General features: G+C 35.6%; 14 protein-coding genes and 1 tRNA gene. 12 read left to right on the top strand and 3 right to left on the bottom strand.

Going from position 1 to position 16,847, the window contains the following annotated elements; translation table 11 throughout:
* The 6 genes from ACK4EX_RS08850 to ACK4EX_RS08825 all read left to right on the top strand — a co-directional run bounded on the left by ACK4EX_RS08850 (position 1) and on the right by ACK4EX_RS08825 (position 7,504).
* Complete coding sequence (locus tag ACK4EX_RS08850; protein ID WP_409771913.1) at positions 1-1,017, top strand: sugar-transfer associated ATP-grasp domain-containing protein; 1,017 nt, start codon at positions 1-3, stop codon at positions 1,015-1,017.
* Between the two features lie 580 nt (positions 1,018-1,597).
* Positions 1,598-2,236 carry a NeuD/PglB/VioB family sugar acetyltransferase gene (locus tag ACK4EX_RS08845; protein WP_409771912.1) on the top strand — a complete coding sequence of 213 codons (639 nt, stop codon included), beginning with the start codon at positions 1,598-1,600 and terminating at the stop codon, positions 2,234-2,236.
* Positions 2,237-2,528: 292 nt separating this feature from the next.
* Positions 2,529-3,116 (top strand): acyltransferase, encoded by a 588-nt coding sequence (locus ACK4EX_RS08840; RefSeq protein WP_409771910.1) that lies wholly within the window; start codon positions 2,529-2,531, stop codon positions 3,114-3,116.
* Entirely contained in the window at positions 3,109-4,080 is a 972-nt protein-coding gene (locus ACK4EX_RS08835; protein WP_409771908.1) for a Gfo/Idh/MocA family protein, read from the top strand. Before ACK4EX_RS08840 ends, ACK4EX_RS08835 begins: the two co-directional genes overlap by 8 nt.
* Positions 4,081-4,152: 72 nt before the next feature.
* Complete coding sequence (locus ACK4EX_RS08830; RefSeq protein ID WP_409771906.1) at positions 4,153-4,968, top strand: polysaccharide biosynthesis/export family protein; 816 nt, start codon at positions 4,153-4,155, stop codon at positions 4,966-4,968.
* A 19-nt stretch (positions 4,969-4,987) separates the two neighbouring features.
* A complete protein-coding gene (locus ACK4EX_RS08825) occupies positions 4,988-7,504 on the top strand; it encodes a GumC family protein (protein ID WP_409771903.1) in 2,517 nt (838 codons plus the stop codon).
* 74 nt (positions 7,505-7,578) lie between these two features.
* Here the strand turns inward: ACK4EX_RS08825 and ACK4EX_RS08820 are convergent, their stop codons facing one another.
* The gene (locus ACK4EX_RS08820; RefSeq protein WP_409771901.1) at positions 7,579-8,553 is read right to left on the bottom strand and encodes an aspartate-semialdehyde dehydrogenase; all 975 of its coding nucleotides are present in this window, start codon (positions 8,551-8,553) and stop codon (positions 7,579-7,581) included.
* Positions 8,554-8,612: 59 nt separating this feature from the next.
* Here ACK4EX_RS08820 and ACK4EX_RS08815 point away from each other — a divergent pair, with 59 nt between their 5' ends.
* Together ACK4EX_RS08815 and ACK4EX_RS08810 are read left to right on the top strand one after the other, a co-directional pair.
* A complete protein-coding gene (locus ACK4EX_RS08815; protein WP_409771900.1) occupies positions 8,613-9,938 on the top strand; it encodes a serine hydrolase domain-containing protein in 1,326 nt (441 codons plus the stop codon).
* Positions 9,935-10,819 carry a hypothetical protein gene (locus tag ACK4EX_RS08810; RefSeq protein WP_409771898.1) on the top strand — a complete coding sequence of 295 codons (885 nt, stop codon included), beginning with the start codon at positions 9,935-9,937 and terminating at the stop codon, positions 10,817-10,819. The genes ACK4EX_RS08815 and ACK4EX_RS08810 overlap by 4 nt, the downstream gene beginning before the upstream one ends.
* Before the next feature lie 81 nt (positions 10,820-10,900).
* Here ACK4EX_RS08810 and ACK4EX_RS08805 read toward each other — a convergent pair whose 3' ends face one another.
* Entirely contained in the window at positions 10,901-12,772 is a 1,872-nt protein-coding gene (locus ACK4EX_RS08805) for an OmpA family protein (protein WP_409771896.1), read from the bottom strand.
* Positions 12,773-12,961: 189 nt separating this feature from the next.
* Here ACK4EX_RS08805 and ACK4EX_RS08800 point away from each other — a divergent pair.
* The 3 genes from ACK4EX_RS08800 to ACK4EX_RS08790 all read left to right on the top strand — a co-directional run bounded on the left by ACK4EX_RS08800 (position 12,962) and on the right by ACK4EX_RS08790 (position 14,840).
* Positions 12,962-13,035: transfer RNA gene (locus ACK4EX_RS08800), tRNA-His, on the top strand.
* Between the two features lie 133 nt (positions 13,036-13,168).
* Positions 13,169-13,834 carry a CBS domain-containing protein gene (locus ACK4EX_RS08795; RefSeq protein ID WP_409771894.1) on the top strand — a complete coding sequence of 222 codons (666 nt, stop codon included), beginning with the start codon at positions 13,169-13,171 and terminating at the stop codon, positions 13,832-13,834.
* Position 13,835: 1 nt separating this feature from the next.
* Positions 13,836-14,840, top strand: coding sequence for a GSCFA domain-containing protein (locus ACK4EX_RS08790; RefSeq protein WP_409771891.1), 1,005 nt, complete (start codon positions 13,836-13,838; stop codon positions 14,838-14,840).
* Here ACK4EX_RS08790 and ACK4EX_RS08785 read toward each other — a convergent pair.
* Positions 14,834-16,057, bottom strand: coding sequence for a DUF1015 domain-containing protein (locus ACK4EX_RS08785; protein WP_409771889.1), 1,224 nt, complete (start codon positions 16,055-16,057; stop codon positions 14,834-14,836). The genes ACK4EX_RS08790 and ACK4EX_RS08785 overlap by 7 nt on opposite strands.
* A 338-nt stretch (positions 16,058-16,395) precedes the next feature.
* On the opposite strand from ACK4EX_RS08785, the gene ACK4EX_RS08780 reads away from it, so the two are divergent.
* A complete protein-coding gene (locus ACK4EX_RS08780) occupies positions 16,396-16,803 on the top strand; it encodes a hypothetical protein (protein WP_409771888.1) in 408 nt (135 codons plus the stop codon).
* Positions 16,804-16,847: the final 44 nt, after the last annotated feature.

The raw sequence follows: 16,847 nt of genomic DNA, 5'->3' as shown, positions 1-16,847 counted from the left end.
ATGAATTTAAAAAGATTTTTATACCTTGCTTATTACATAAAGCAGACCGATAAAAAAAAGTTTTTTCAATTTTTAAACTATACGGCTAATCTTGTAAAAAGATCAAAAGCAACACTAATATTCGATTCTATAGTCTCCGTATTTCGCTATAATATTTCATTACTTGAATACTTTCAGTTTCGGTTTTTCAATCTTAATGATCAAGAAAGAAAAAACTGGGCTGGTACAGGATTCATGTATGAATACCAATTATGTATGAATCCAAAATCGGAGAGGCATATTTTAGAAGATAAAACTCTTTTTTATAAAAATTACCGAGACTTTTTTGTACATAATGTAGCAGATTTGGAGACATTAAAAAGAAATAAAGAATTTGCTCAAAAACTTTTGGAAAATCCATCTGGGAAAATAGTCCTTAAAGTATCTGACGGGAAATGCGGTAAAGGTGTTATGATCTGTGAAACAAAAGATTTTACGCCTGACAGTTTGATTCAATTTATGGAAAAGAAGGGTTATAAATTAGCAGAGGAGTTTATAGTTCAGCACCCTGTACTTCAAAAATTATCACCTACAGCAGTCAATACTGTAAGAATATTTACACAGCTAAATTCAAATAATGAAGTGGAATTACTAGGATGCCGCTTGAGAATATCGGTTAATTCCCCCGTAGACAACATGGCTGCAGGAAATCTAGCAGCACCTATTGATGAAAATACAGGAATTGTAATTGGACCAGGTGTATATAGTGATATTACCAAAGCAGAAGTATCTATTCATCCGATTACTGGTGTTAGGATAGAAGGCTTTCAAGTCCCGTTTTGGAAAGAAACCTTAAATATGGTCAAAAATGCAGCTTTAAAACATCCCCAAAACCGATCTATTGGATGGGATGTAGTCATCACGGAAAAAGGGCCTGGGCTTATTGAAGGTAACCATGATTGGTGCAAGTTACTATGGCAATTGCCGGTGAAAAAAGGAATGAAGCCCATTTTAGAAAAATACATGATATCTGGCTGAATCATCAGACTCATTGCGAGCAGGAAATAAATAAATTATCACTGTTTAGGTTCATTTGCAGCATCAATTTTTTATCCTTTGTGTTTTATTGATAAGGAACTGTTTTATGAGACTTTTATATGAAAAATATGATTTTATTGTAATGAAATTTTTGAATTTAATTATACTCCTTTATTTTATCCAAATAATCCAGATTAAGGAGATAGTTTTTACAATAAGCAAATGATTAGATTAACAGGTATAATAATCCTAAAACTATTAGTAAAAATTAATTTTTCTATAATATGATCATATGAAAAAATTTGAGTTATGTTTAACAGGATAATTGTTAAAAATACGTCTAATTTTATTACGATAAATTCTGGATTGAGTTCAAAAAATAGTATGATTATGTAAAATGAAATCGGAGAAGAAAATTTAATGTATCGGAAAATAATTATTATTAATTTTTATGATTTTAAATAATTATTTTTTGATGAAAATTAAAATTTATTTTTAGACTTTTTAAAGGAAATAACTAAGTAAATTCATTGAATAAAACTTCATCATATCCGATGTAATATTTTTAAAAAATCAAACAATGAAGAAACCATTAATTATCATCGGAGCAGGAAATGTGGGAGGCTATTTGGCAAACAATTTTTCTGATTTTTCAAACTATGAAATATTTGGAATTTTAGATGATGATTTTTCAAAGCACGGAAAAAATTTTTTTGGTTTTCCAGTAATAGGATCGATTGATAAATTATTTGAGATTAAAACAATAGATCTTTCTGTAGTTATTTGTATTAATAAACCTATTATTAAAAAAAATATTTATGAACGTATTAAAAATTTACCAATTAATTTTCCTAGTTTTATATCACCATACTCTTGGATATCAAAGAGATGTGAAGTTGGTAAAGGGAATTTAATATATCCAGGTGTATCTATTAATTATGAATCAATATTAGGTGATTTTGTTAGTATAAATATGAATTGTGCTCTTGGGCATAATGCTCAAATCGGTGAATTCTCAAGTTTAGCTCCTGGTGTAAATATTGGGGGTAATAATTTTATTGGTAGATGTGTAGAAATAGGCATAGGTGCCTCAACAAAACAAGGTGTAAAAATAGGAGACAATTCAATAGTAGGCGGACAAGCAATGGTCACAAAATCTTTCCCAGAAAATTCTGTTTTAGTTGGTGTTCCGGCAAAAAATATTGGTTGCAATATATGAACATTTTCATCTATTTATACTCATTCAATTTGAATAGATGATTATAATTTTTTTTTTAGCATTATAATTATAAAAAAATCATTTAATCAACTAAACAATTACCTGAAGCACATTTTAATTTTATTTGTTTAAAATTCGTTAAAATAAAGGGGAAGTTAATTTTTTACTCATATATACATTTGATCGAATAATTAATTTAGATTTGATTTTTTATCTGACTATTCAATATTTTTGTCTTAAATATTTTATTTTTAAGTAGCTTTTTTAAAAAAAATGCAAATTAATCTAAAAAATGAGTACTAATAATTATTTCGCACATCCCACAGCAGTAATCGATGAAGGATGTGAAATAGGTGAAGGAACCAAAATTTGGCATTTCAGTCATATAATGACAGGTTGTAAAATTGGAAAAAACTGCAATTTGGGTCAAAACGTAGTAGTAAGTCCGGAAGTAATATTAGGAAATAATGTTAAAGTCCAAAACAATGTAAGCATATATACCGGTGTTACTTGCGATGACGATGTTTTTTTAGGTCCAAGCATGGTATTTACTAATGTAATAAATCCCAGATCAGCTGTAAACAGGAGGAATCAATATCTGAAAACTCATGTGGGTAAAGGCGCAACAATTGGTGCGAACGCTACCATTATATGTGGACATAATATAGGTGAGTATGCTTTCATAGGCGCAGGTGCAGTAGTGACAAAGGAAGTTCCGCCATATGCACTTGTAGTAGGAAATCCTGCCCGGCAAATTGGATGGATGAGCGAATATGGTCATAGGCTTAATTTTGACGAAAAGGGAATAGCTCAGTGTCCGGAATCTGGAGAATGGTATGAATTAAAGAATAATAAAGTAAGAAAAATAGGAAATGTCTAAAAATTTCACTTTAATCGGAGCAGCTGGTTACATTGCTCCTCGTCATATGAAAGCTATAAAGGAAACTGGAAACAATCTTGTAGCTGCTTATGATCCTTACGATGGTGTTGGCATTCTCGATACTTATTTTTCTGATGCTTCATTTTTTGTTGAATTTGAACGATTTGACCGCCATGTTGAAAAATTAAAGCGCACTGGAACTAAGGTGGACTATGTAAGTGTTTGTTCACCAAACCATTTACATGACAGTCACATTCGCTTTGGATTGCGCATTGGTGCAGATGTGATTTGTGAAAAACCAATTGTGTTAAATCCTTGGAATATTGATGCCTTACAACAGGTTGAGAATGAGTCAGGTAAAAGAGTATATAATGTATTGCAACTTAGGATTCACAAATCCATTTTAGAGTTGCGAGAAAAGATTTCACAGGCAGACCCTAAAAAAATTTTTGATATTGATCTAACCTATATTACAAGCCGTGGAAAATGGTATTATACCAGTTGGAAGGGTGATGTCACTAAATCGGGTGGAATCGCTACAAATATAGGCGTTCATTTTTTTGATATGCTTACATGGATCTTCGGAAAATGTAGATATCAAATGGTTCATGTAAGTACTCACGACAGAGCTGCAGGTTTTATGGACTTAGAACGAGCACGTGTCAGGTGGTTTTTAAGCATCAATGAAGAATGCTTGCCCGCAGAAGTGCGGATGAGCGGTAAAAGGACTTATCGAAGTTTGAAAATAGAAGGTGAGGAATTTGAGTTTAGTGATGGTTTTACCGATCTTCATACCGAAACCTACAAAAAAATTCTTGATGGAAAGGGGTTTGGGCTAGAAGATGCCCGTCCGTCGATAGAGATTGTTCATGAAATACGATATTCCAATCCTGTCGGATTAAAGGGAGATTATCATCCATTAGCAGCACTTCCCTTATCAAAACATCCCTTTTCCTTAAAATAATGAATTGTTAATAAAAAAAAAGAAATAATTCACTTTACCCAAAACATATCTTTGACCAAAATTAATTGTTTGATGAAGCGGTTTCTTTTTTCATTTATAGTTTTGATTTTATTTTCTTCCTGTGTTACCAGAAAACAATTAACATATTTCCGCGATTCAGGAGCTTCAATAGAAGTAGATTCTGCAGAATTCCAGAGGCGATTGATGATAAAGTACAGGTTGCAGGTAGGAGATATGATTAAAGTAGAAGTTTTATCTACAAATAAAGAAGTCAATGAGTTATTTAATCTTGCTGCCAATCAATTGCAATTTGGTATGATGGGTGGAGTAGGAGCCGGTTTGGATCCACTATTTTATCTCAATGGTTTTTCAATAGATATGGATGGAGAGGTAAAATTGCCGATTATCGGAAATGTAAAAGTAGCCGGCAAAAATCTTTTGGAGGTACAGGAAATTATCGAGAAAGAATTACATAAATTTTTTGAACCCGGTAGTGTAAAAGCGAAAGTTAGAATTCCGGGAATAAATATTAAAGTGATAGGAGATGTTCGCAGACCAGGAAGATATGTTTTTATGCGAAATTATGTAACAATAATTGATGCACTTGCAGAGGCGGGCGATATTGATTTTGTAGGTGATAGAAAAGAGGTTGAAATTATTAGGATGACAGCAAATGGATATGTATTTAAAAAACTGGATCTTACCGATAGAAAAGTATTATCAAGTCCTGACATATTTCTTGAACCTAATGATATTATAAACGTTAAACCTTTGCCAGCAAAAAGCTGGGGAATAGGAACTACAGGTTTCCAAACTTTTACCGGAATTTTAAGTGTAATAAGTACTTTGTTGACACTAATAATTGTTTCGCGCACTTTAAGTAATTAATTAGTCAAAATTTGCAGAAATGAATTATAATTTTCAGAATAATAACGGTAATTTTAATCAAGTACCGTTTCAGGATTCGGATTCATTTGATTTCAGAGCTTTTTTATATAAGATTTTATCATATTGGCATATTGTACTTATTGGAATTGCAGTAGGTTTTTTGTCCGCATTTATAATTAATAAATTTAAGACACCAATATATCAGGGAAAAAGTTTGATACTCCTACAAGAAGGAGAAAAGACAGGTCCAAATATGGACATGCTACTAATGTCTATGGGATATTATAATCCAAGATTAAAATTTGAGAATGAAGTATTAATTCTACAAAGCTCAAAACTTGCCGAAAAAACACTTAAAAGTTTAAATTTCTATTATACTGTTTTTGAGGAAGGCAGAATCAGGAAAGCTGAACTTTATGGTTCAAAACTACCGTTTTACATTGAATTTGACAAGCATCACACACAACAACTTACACCATTTATTTTAAAAGTAATTGATAAAAATTCCTTTAAAATACTAAGAGCTGACAGTGATGAAAAAGTTAAAGTAATTCAATATGATAATGATTCAGTTTTTTCATGTTCTAGAAATATCGAGGAAGAAACCTATAATTTTGAAGAATGGATTGTTTCAGATTGTTATAAATTTAGAATAATTAAAAAAATCACTGATATTTCAGGGCGGGAATTCCTGATACAATTTAATAATATAAAATCTCTTGCAAACTATTATTCTAAACAGATAAAAGTAGAACCTGCAGCCAAAAGCTCTTCGGGAATCAGTATTTCTCTGCAGGGCACAGTTAAGGAAAAAATCAGAGATTACATTAATGCCTACATGAAGGCCTATATCGATTATGGTTTAGAACTAAAAAGAGCCGCCAGTCTATCCACATTGAATTTTATAAATGATCAACTGGCTGGTATAGAAGATAGTCTGGTTTTTACTGAAAATATTTTGCAGAATTTTAGATCTTCAAATCTGGTCATTGATTTATCAAGTGAAGCAACTGAACTGTTCCAAAGATTGTCTGATTTAGATAAAGAAATTGTACAAATAAAATTAAAGTTAGATTATTTTACTTATCTTGAAAAACAGCTTCAAAACAAAGATCCTGAAAACGAGATCGCGAGACCAGCTGTGAGCGGAATAAATGACCCGGTAATATTGAATTTGGTACAAAAACTTAATGATTTAATCAATCAAAAAGCAAGATTGGGAAATTTAAAAATTGATAACCCATATCTCAAAGAAATCCTCCAACAAATCCATTCGACTCAGGAAGCTATCAAAGAAAACGTTGTCAATATAAAAAATTTATTAAACATGGATTTGGCAAGTTTGCAAAGAAGACAAAAATTACTTGAGACGCAACTTAGTAGGGTTCCGAAAACTGAACAGGATTTACTTAGAATAAAAAGAAAATTTGAAATAAATCAAACATTATTTACTTTTTTACTTCAAAAGAAGGCTGAAATCGGAATAACAGCTGCCAGTACACAAACAGACGTACAGATAGTAGAAGATGCATCTGTTGACAATACTCCACTCTCTCCGAAATATGCTCAAAACTTATTAATTGGTGCACTATTAGGTGGGATTATTCCAATTGGGTATCTCTTTTTAATAACTTACTTTGATTCAAAAATTAGAAATCCTCAAGAATTAGAAAAAATAACACAAGTTCCTTTAATCGGATTAATAGGACATAATAAAAAAGAAGGGAATCTAACCGTTTTAAACTATCCCAAATCTGTCGTTTCTGAAAACTTTAGAGGTATTCGTGCTAATTTGGAGTTTTTTAAACCGACAAAAGAAGCTCCACTCCAAGTCATATTAGTAACCTCATCGATACCAGGCGAAGGTAAAACGTATGTTTCCATTAATTTAGCAAGTGTCCTTGCAGTGGGAGGAAAGAAAACCATTGTAATTGGAGCTGACTTGAGAAAGCCTAAGATTTTCATGGATTTTGGTCTTACAAATGAACCTGGGTTAAGCAATTTTTTAACTGGCTCCAGTGAAATTAATGAAATAATTCAATCAACATTTTACGACAATTTAGATATTATTTCTGCCGGACCGATTCCTCCAAATCCCTCAGAATTGATTATTAGAGAAGAATTTAAAAAATTACTTGATGAGCTGAGAAAGAGGTATGAATTCATTGTAATTGATACACCCCCAATTCTATTAGTAAGCGATGCTTTTGAAATTGCAAAATATTCAGATTTAAATATTTATGTGACAAGACAAGGATATACACCAAAAGAGGTTTTGTTCTTAATTCGTGAAAGAGCAAGTACAGGTTCGCTATCTAATGTAGCTCTGGTTCTGAATGATATTTCTCCTGAAAATTCTGGTTATGGCTACGGATACGGCTATGGCTACGGATACGGCTATGGCTACGGATACGGCTATGGCTACGGATACGGCTATGGCTACGGATACGGCTATGGCTATGGTTATGGCTACATTGATGAGGAGGATGGAGAAGATCTGACTCCTAAAAAAACTAAAAGTAGGAGAAGGAAATAGCATTTCATAACATTAAAAAATAAAGGGCCATTTTAGGCCCTTTTTTTATCACTTACTAAAAAAAATAAGATTATTCATACAAATAATTCAGCAATTTGAATAGCGTTTGTAGCAGCTCCTTTGCGCAGATTATCAGCTACGATCCAAAGATTTATGGTATTTTCTTGACTGTGATCTCTGCGGATTCTTCCTACATATACTGTATCATTGCCATTTGCAAGTATAGGCATGGGATAAATGAACTTCTGTGGTTCATCAAGTACTTTTACACCTTTTGTTTGGCTAAGGATTTCGAAAATCTGTTCAATCTTAAAAGGTTTTTTAAATTCAATGTTTACAGATTCACTATGTCCTCCAATAACCGGTACTCTTACAGCAGTAGCTGTAACTTTTACACTGGGATCTCCTAAGATTTTTACAGTTTCATTAGTCAATTTCATTTCTTCTTTGGTGTACCCATTTTCGAGGAACACATCGCATTGGGGGATACAATTAAGGTCAATAGGATGAGGATATACCTTTTCTGTATTTTCGCCCTTGCGCTCAGCCATTAGCTGGGCAACGGCTTTTGCTCCTGTACCAGTAACTGATTGATAAGTACTAATTACAACTCTTTTTGCATTAAATTCTTTATGCAACGGGGCTAAAACCATAACCATTTGAATGGTAGAGCAGTTGGGGTTAGCTATGATCATGTCTTCATTGGTGAGCAGATGACCGTTTACTTCTGGTACTATCAATTTTTTGGTTGGATCCATACGCCATGCTGAAGAGTTGTCAATTACTCTGCAACCGACTTCAGCAAAACGCGGAGCCCATTCAAGGCTAACTGCTCCACCCGCCGAAAAGATTGCAATTTCAGGTTTTAAATCGACAGCTTTTTGAAGAGAAACTATTTCAATTTTTTTGTTTTTGAATAGAATGGTTTTTCCGACGTTTTTTTCAGATGCTACGGGTATTAATTTTGAAACTGGAAAGTTTCGGGCTTCTAACTCTTTGAGCATTACTTGCCCTACTAATCCTGTGGTTCCTACTAATGCTACTTTCATATTGATGTGTCACTGTTTGTGGGGTAAATGTATTTTTAATCCGTTTTAATAATAGTGAAATGTATTTCAAAATTTTAATGCTCATTTCATTTTTATTTTATACAAGCATAAATGCTCAAAACATTGATAGTATAACCCGAAAGCTGGAAATTTTGACGGAAAAAGAACTTTTTAATGGGAGCATTGCTATTGTGAAGGAAGGAAAAGTTATTTACTCAAGAAATTTCGGCTTTTCAAATCCAAATCAAAAAATACCACTTCAAAAAACAAGTTATTTTAAAATTGGCTCTATTACAAAAACATACACTGCCACAATAATTTTAAAATTGATTGAAAGAAAAAAATTAAGCTTAAATACCACTCTTGATTTGTTTTTTCCGGAAGTAGTGAATGCAAGAAGAATCACCATAGAAATGATGCTTAGACATAGAAGCGGAATTCATAGTTATACAAATGAAGAAAGGTACTTTCAATATTTTTCAAAACCTACAAGAACAGAAGAAATTTTGAAAGAAATATACTCTTATCCTTCTGATTTTGAGCCTGATGAGCGATTTGAATATTCCAACAGCAACTTTTTTCTATTAGGGCTTATAGCTGAGCGTATTACTGGCAAATCGTATTGTGAGTTAATAAGCAATGTGCTTCCGAAAAATCTTCATAAGGAAATGATTTGTTGTGGTGGAATTTGTATTCAAGAAATAGTACCATCTTTTATCAAAACAGATTCTCTTTGGGAAAAAGCTTCTGAAACATACATGAATGTAGCCCTTGGCGCGGGTAATTTGGCAGCCACAGCTGCGAGTGTGGGACTATTTTATGACAGGCTTTTTTGTAAAAAAGATTTATTAAAGGATGAAAATATCGAAAAAATGATTTCATTTCGAGATGGTGTTGGAATGGGTGTTTTTAAAATTCCCTTTTATCAGAAAAATGGATATGGGCATTCGGGTGGGATAGATGGTTTTACGAGTTTAGCGGTGTATTTTCCTGATGATAATGTTACAGCAGTTTTGTTAAGCAACTGTATAACAGACGTTTCACTCAATGATGTAGCTATTGGAGTATTATCATCTTTTTACGGAATTCCGCACAGTTTTAATTTGCCAGGTTCATATATACCTGAAGAAAGTATTTTGAACGCTGCAGTTGGCGAATACAGATCGAATGATTTACCACTTGAAATTAAAATTTACAGAGAACGAAATAAGCTATACGCGCAGGCTACCGGGCAATCAGCTTTTCCTCTAAATGCTGAGTCGGATAATAAGTTTACCTTCAAACAGGCCGGAATAGTATTAGAATTTAAAGAGTTGAGCGAGGGACGATACCGTGGGTTCATTTTAGAACAGGGTGGTTATCGCTTTCAGTATTTGAGAAAATGAAACTAAAGCTTGTAGGTTTAATAATTCTGATAAATACTTACCACACTTATTCCCAACAAACTGATTATCAATGGTGGAATGATTTACACGGTTGGGATGGCATTTCGCCATTTGAAAAATATCTCTACTTAGAATCTGGCAGAATGGGACCTAATGCTTTACCGGTGCCTGAACCCTTGTATTGTTTATGGGATTCATTAAACGGTTTTTACAATCTTCTACAGTATTATTACACGAAAGGTGAGAGGACGTATTCTATTAAAAACAGCTTTTACTACAAAGCTGATCGAAAAGTAGCTCTTCGTGCCTTGATGGTTTCTGCAGAATATTTCAACACAAATGCCGATATACGCGACTTTAGGGCTGCTCGTACCTATGAGGGTAGGGGATGGGCAGTAGGGGATATTTATGTAGAAACACATTGGCAAATTGTTCAATTTGATAAAAAGTTGCCTGATATTGCTTTTCGCGTAGGTTTAAAAACCGCCTCAGGAAGCAGAGTGGAAGATGCACGCTACACTGATACACCTGGCTATTACTTTGATGTAAATTTCAGAAAAATATTTTCTGCAAAAACGTTTACCTATCAGATTTATAGCATGTTAGGCTTTTACGCATATCAAACATATAAGACAGACCACAAGCAAAACGATGCGGTATTGTATGGTTTAGGGGGTAGAATAAAAAATGTTAAATGGGGGGCAGATTTACATATGAGAGGTTATGTGGGTTATTTTGGAAGATATGACAAGCCTTTGATTGGAAGTACGGAAATATTTTATGTATTAGGAAAGAATATTTTACTGTTCCGAATTGAAAAGGGCAATACCTCCTGGCCCTTTACGAGTTTTCAATTAGGTTATTCTTACCGGTTTTATTAAAATCTACAGCATTTATTTCTTATGTTTTTAAACTTAAAATGGGATGTGTTCACTCAATTTGTTTAAAATCAATTATAAAACTTATTGTGTAGCTATAATCTTTAACTCTGTTCTCCGATTCAGCTGACGACCTTCATCCGTATCGTTTGATGCTACTGGTTGTGTATCTCCATAGCCTTTGGCGATAAGCCGTACAGGATTGATTCCGTTTTTAACCAGGTATTCTATCACACTTTTTGCTCGATTTTGCGAAAGGGCACGGTTGTAAGCTGCTGAACCTCGACTATCTGTATGTCCTGCAATTTCTACACGTACATTCGGATTTTGTTTTAAAAATTGTAAGATTTTAGCTAATTCAGCTTCAGATTTGGGTTGAATTTTATAGGAATCAGTGTCAAAAAAGAGATTCTGAAGAACGATAACACTGCCAGTTTCGATTGGCTTAAGTCGTACCTCTACATACAGTGCGCTGTCCGAAGGTTCTTCCTTCACCACAAAATTTTGAGAATGAAAGAGATAGCCTTCTTTTTCTACATACATAGCGTATTCTCTGTTTCCGGGCAATACCCAGAAGAAGGTACCATCTTTTCGCGTTTCGCCAGTCCAGATTTCTTTACTACTACTTAAGTCAAACAATCGAATTGAACCGTTAGCAATGCGTTTGCCGTCATTAGCATCTATAGCCACACCATTTACAAATGCGACTGGTGTTTGCCTAATTCGTTCATCAAGCGAAAATTTATACAGATCAAATCCGCCATATCCATCTGCACGGCTATCGCTCGCAAAGTAGGCTGTGCGGCCATCGGGGCTAATAATAAGGCTGAATTCTTCGGAAGATGTATTCACCGGGTAACCGAGATTGACCGGCTGTGACCATGTGCCGTCTGCGTTGAGTTTTGAGTAGAAAAAGTCCATGTCGCCGAAACCTGGGTGTTCGTCGCTGGCAAAAAAGAGCGTTTGATTGTCGAAATAAATAAAAGGAGTAGCCTCACGCCCGGGAGTATTTACTGCTCCGGGTAATGGTTTAGCTTCTGTCCATCGCCGGTTATCGTCGAGGGTAGAGTAGTAGATGTCCGTCGATTCGTCGCGACCGGTTTTTCCACGAACAAAATAAAGCGTTCGACCATCAGGTGAAAGGGAAGGTTGACTTTCCCATGCAGCTGTATTGATAGCTGGACCTAGATTCTGCGGTGAGCTCCAGCTTCCATCGGGCATCAAATAGCTGGCATACAGGTCGCAAGAGCCAAATCCCTCAGGCCGGTGGCACCCAGTGAAAATGATGATTCGCCCATCTGCTGATACGGACTGCGCTCCTTCGTTAAGCGGTGTGTTGATGTAACCTGGAAGTTTTCGCTTTGGTGAAAATCCACCACCTTTGAGTAATTCTGCGTAGTAAAAATCTTCGTCTTTCTTGTCTGTACCTACTTCTCTTTCAGTAAAAACTAATAGTTTGCCATCAGCTGAAAGAGCTGGGAAATATTGGTGATGTCGGTCGTTTACTGTAGGTCCTAGGTTTTCAGGAGAGAAACGCACACTATCTTTTATAGCAACTGAAGCAAATTCAATATTTTTTCGTAATTTATTGGCTTTCTGAAGCCCTTGAGGGCTTGCTTTTGGATAGGCTTGATATATATCGAGATGCTTTTTTGCCAAATCATATTGATATTTATTGAAATACAACTCAGCAACAGATAGATGTAAGAAGGCACCGGCACCGGCTTTTAAAGCACCCATGTATGCTTCAAGTGCGAGATCGGTATTTTTTTCGCGAGCATGTAAATCGCCTTTCAAAATCCAGGCATCGGGAAAGTCAGGATATTTTTTATTGAGTTCACCCAATTGTTTAAGGGCTCCTTGGATATCGCGATTTGCCAATTTTTCGCGGGCTTGTTGATACATTTTAAGAGCCTTCTTGTTTTGTGCTTCACTTATATTCACTAATGTTAACATCAAAATGAGCGAGAAAATCCAGGCGCCAATTGATTTCAATCTCTGTATTTTTTATTTGTCTGCAAAGAACGTCAATAATGAAATATGGACTAAGATGAGTTGGAGATAGGGGTTAAAAAAAATCAAATTTGACGATATGGGTTTTGTATAAATCAAAAGTAAAACATTACATTTGCAGCCCGAAAAATGGTGGCTGTAGCTCAGTTGGTCAGAGCGTCGGATTGTGGTTCCGAAGGTCGTGGGTTCGAGACCCATCTGCCACCCTTTAAAAACCGGCCATTTTTGGTCGGTTTTTTGCTTTTTAAACAAAGATAAGTTTGTCTTCAAGTGAATTTTTAAGCTATTTAAATCTGGCATAAAAACTCTTTATTGTATTCCACCTATGTTTGCCATGTCATGACTGCAGAAAATTACATATCTCTAAATACTAATCCTCTGAACAGCTCTGATTCGGTGGCTCAAGCCATTGAAGAGATTCTGCATCATGGCACAAAGTCATTGCCTGTACTTCAGGAGGGTGAATTCGTGGGTGTGGTAAGGCTTGAAGACCTTGAAAATCAATTAGATGGTTTACAATCCATCAGTGGATTAACACCTGAGCTGCTTCGACCAGCTTATGTGCAAATAGATAGTCATGAGCTGGAAGTAATTAGCGCCTTTGGCGTTTTTAAATGCGACGTATTAGCTGTATTAGATCGAAATGGTTCTTACATTGGAAGCATTCAGGCGTCTGAAATGCTATATGCCTTTGCACAAGCGATTTCGTTTAAAATTCCAGGTGGGGTCGTTGTGCTTGAATTGGCTTCAGGTGATTATTACCTTAGCCAAATAGCCCAAATAGCTGAAAGTGGCGATGCGCGAATTGTGGCGCTTTACATTACGGAAATTCCAGGCAGCAACAGAATATTGCTGACGTTAAAACTCAACAAGGAAAATCTGGACGGAATTCTTCAGACCTTCGAGCGCTATAATTACGACATTCGGGCGGTTTTTGCTCAGACAAAAAGTGCAGTAGATCTGATGCAGCGCTATAATTTGCTGATGAAGTGGATTAACATTTAAAATGACCTTTCAGCATCGCATTCTTAGTTTCCCTGCCGTAGAGACTCCCATAGATTTACTCAATGTAAAAGACGGCGTCATATTGTTGGGTTCGTGTTTTTCTGAAAATATTGGAAGTCGCCTGCAGCGCTTTTATCATCCTGTAATTGTTAATCCCCTGGGAATAGCTTTTGATCCGGTTAGTCTTTTAAAACATTTAAAACAAGCTTTTTCCGAAGCGGAAGAAGATACGATTTTTGAGCGCGACGGTATTTATTTATCCTGGCAACACCATAGCTCACTGTACGCTGTTTCGAAAGAGGCATTAAAACAAAAAATTAAGGAAGCAAGTAATGTATTGAAAAAAAGCGTTTTAGAAGCTCGTTTAATAGTCATTACTCTGGGTACGGCATATCACTATGTCTTAAAAAAAAATCAGCTATCAGTGGCTAATTGCCACAAGATGCCTTCGGATATTTTTGAGAAAAGATTGCTTGCCCCAAAAGATGTAGAGGGAATTTTAGAGGAAGTATTGGCACTAATTGCATATTGGAACAAAAACGCATCAGTTATTCTGACAGTAAGCCCTGTGAAACATCTACGCGATGGAATGGTACAAAATATTCGAAGCAAAGCACATCTATTGGCTGCTGTACATGCGGTAGTTGATAGGCATAATCACGTCTTTTACTTTCCTTCGTATGAAATCATTACAGATGTGCTGCGCAACTATGAGTATTACGAAGATGACATGGCACATCCGACACAAAAAGCAATAGATGTCGTGTTTGAATATTTTGTTAATACTTGGTTTTCAGAAGATACTAAAAAGTGCTTTGAGCGCATAGATCAATTTTTAAAAAATCTGAACCATCATATTCGAATGCCTGAGGCTGAAAGCGCCAGGAAGTGGTTTATGCATTTAAAAAACGAAAAGGAAAACTTACAAAAAGAACTCAACTTAGAGCTTAACAATGCTGACGAAGAAAGATGGAAGAAATTGGAAGCACTTTTCGAACGTCAGTGAATGTTGAGGTCGTAAATGGTAAGACCACTGCGCAGTTTTGGCAGGATATAAGTACTTTTTGGAGGCATAACAAGGTGTAGGTCTGATATTTTTTTAATGGTTTCAACGTCGATAGGTGCTAATTCAAATACTAAAGAATGTGGGTGTTCTACTGCCCAAATTTCGGCTTTCTTACGTCCCTCGGGTGTAGGCATATAGTGTAAGCGTTCGCTTTCTTTAGCATCAGTGATGCCAGCTATGGGATTAAGAATATGGTCGAACAGAACACTTGCATCTAACTGTTTTGCCGCATTTTTACCCACAAACCACCCGTCTGGTATTTTGTATGATTTCCATTCTTTTCCGTTAAATACTGAAATTTCGCCTGAATTTAATGGTTGGTTTGGAGAAATCTCTTGACAACTCGAATGGACAAATTCCTCAATGTTTTTTTGTTCTTCGGCTGATGAATTTTCAAGCAAACGGAAAAAGGAATCGATGACCAACTCTGTTTCAGGGAGCATCATGGCCATAAAGTAGCCTGACTCAGAAGAAGTTCTACCTTCGTTTTGTAAGCGCTTGTGAAGCAGGGCTGAAGAGGCCGATCTGTGGTGGCCATCGGCAATATAAACATTCTCGATATTTGAAAAGACAGCTTGGATGGTCTCAATACTATTGGCATCGTCGATCACCCACAATTCGTGCAAAACACGGTCGGTAGAGGTGAACTCGTATTCCGGCCGCATGAGTAGGTAGCGTTCAAATACCTGGCGAAGTTTCATTTGCCACGGGTACATAAGCAACACAGGCTCGGCATTGAAGCCTGTGTGGTATAAATAGTCGGCAAACATCTCTTCGCGACGGGTGAGGGTGTGCTCGTGAATTTTGATGCGGCCTTCATTGTAATCTAATACACTCACCGCGCCGATGAGTCCGGTAAAAACGTGTTGAGAGGTAGATTGGCGATAGAGATAATACGCCGGTCGTTCATCAGAAATAAAAACACCATCGCGATAAAATTTTTGAAAAGTTTTTCGTACGAGTTTATATTTATCACTGCCTTGAATGTTGTTAACTCGAGCTTCAGTTGGATTGATGACGTGTAAAAATGTATACGGATTGTTATTGAGTTTATCGACCAAAGCCTGTTCGTTGTAAGAAACATATGAGCGTGTGGCCACCAAATATGCCTTGTCGCGAGTTGGGCGAATGGCTTTAAAAGGTCTAAAATCAATCATTCAATTACGCGGATTATTAGGTGCAATGTTAAGTACAATCGTGGGAAGTGATTTTACTTTTTAAATGTTCTTATTAAGCCTTAAAAAATTCCTTCAATTCTTTGAGGTATGAGCAAATGAAAATGGATATTTAAATAAGTTAGTAATTAGTTGATTATCTAATTTGGTCAAATACAAATAGAGTATGGTTCAACGGGTTAGGGAGAGAATGATGTGTTTAAATACTTTGGTATCAAATTTTAAAAACTTTGGCGGAAAAGCGCACAGAAAATAGGTACATTGAGGTTCAGAGATTCCGTCAGTGGTATGCTTACTTTTTGTTAGCAATGCTTTTGTTGATGAGTTTTTGGATGTTTTATGAAGGATTTTTTGTCCCTTTTATGAAAGATGGAAAAATCGAGTTTGAAGCTTTAGTTTTTTCGATATTGATATTCGGAGCTTTCCTCCTTTTATGGTCTATTCGATTGACTATCACGATAGAGGATAAGGGGATAAACATACACTACTTTCCTTTTAATCGGGAGTCACACAGTTGGGATGAAATTGAAAACGTTGAAATTGCGGAGTACCCATATGCAAATAAAGGAGTCAGATGGTCAGAGGATTTAGGAATTGTATACAGCCTTCAAGGCCATAAGGGAGTGCACATACGCTTTAAAAACGGAGAAAAATGCTATGTGAGCAGTCTGAATCCCAATATCCTTCTCAATGAAATTGAAAAAAAAATGGCTCAACTCAAGGGTTGAGCTTTCTTTGCGGCTCAAAAAAGGCAGAAGTGGTCTGGTTTGCA

The sequence above is a fragment of the Thermaurantimonas sp. genome, assembly GCF_046299575.1.
Taxonomy (GTDB): Bacteria; Bacteroidota; Bacteroidia; order Flavobacteriales; family Schleiferiaceae; genus Thermaurantimonas.
Note: the sequence above shows the minus strand (reverse complement) of the source record. Positions and strands in the feature narration are given on the sequence as shown.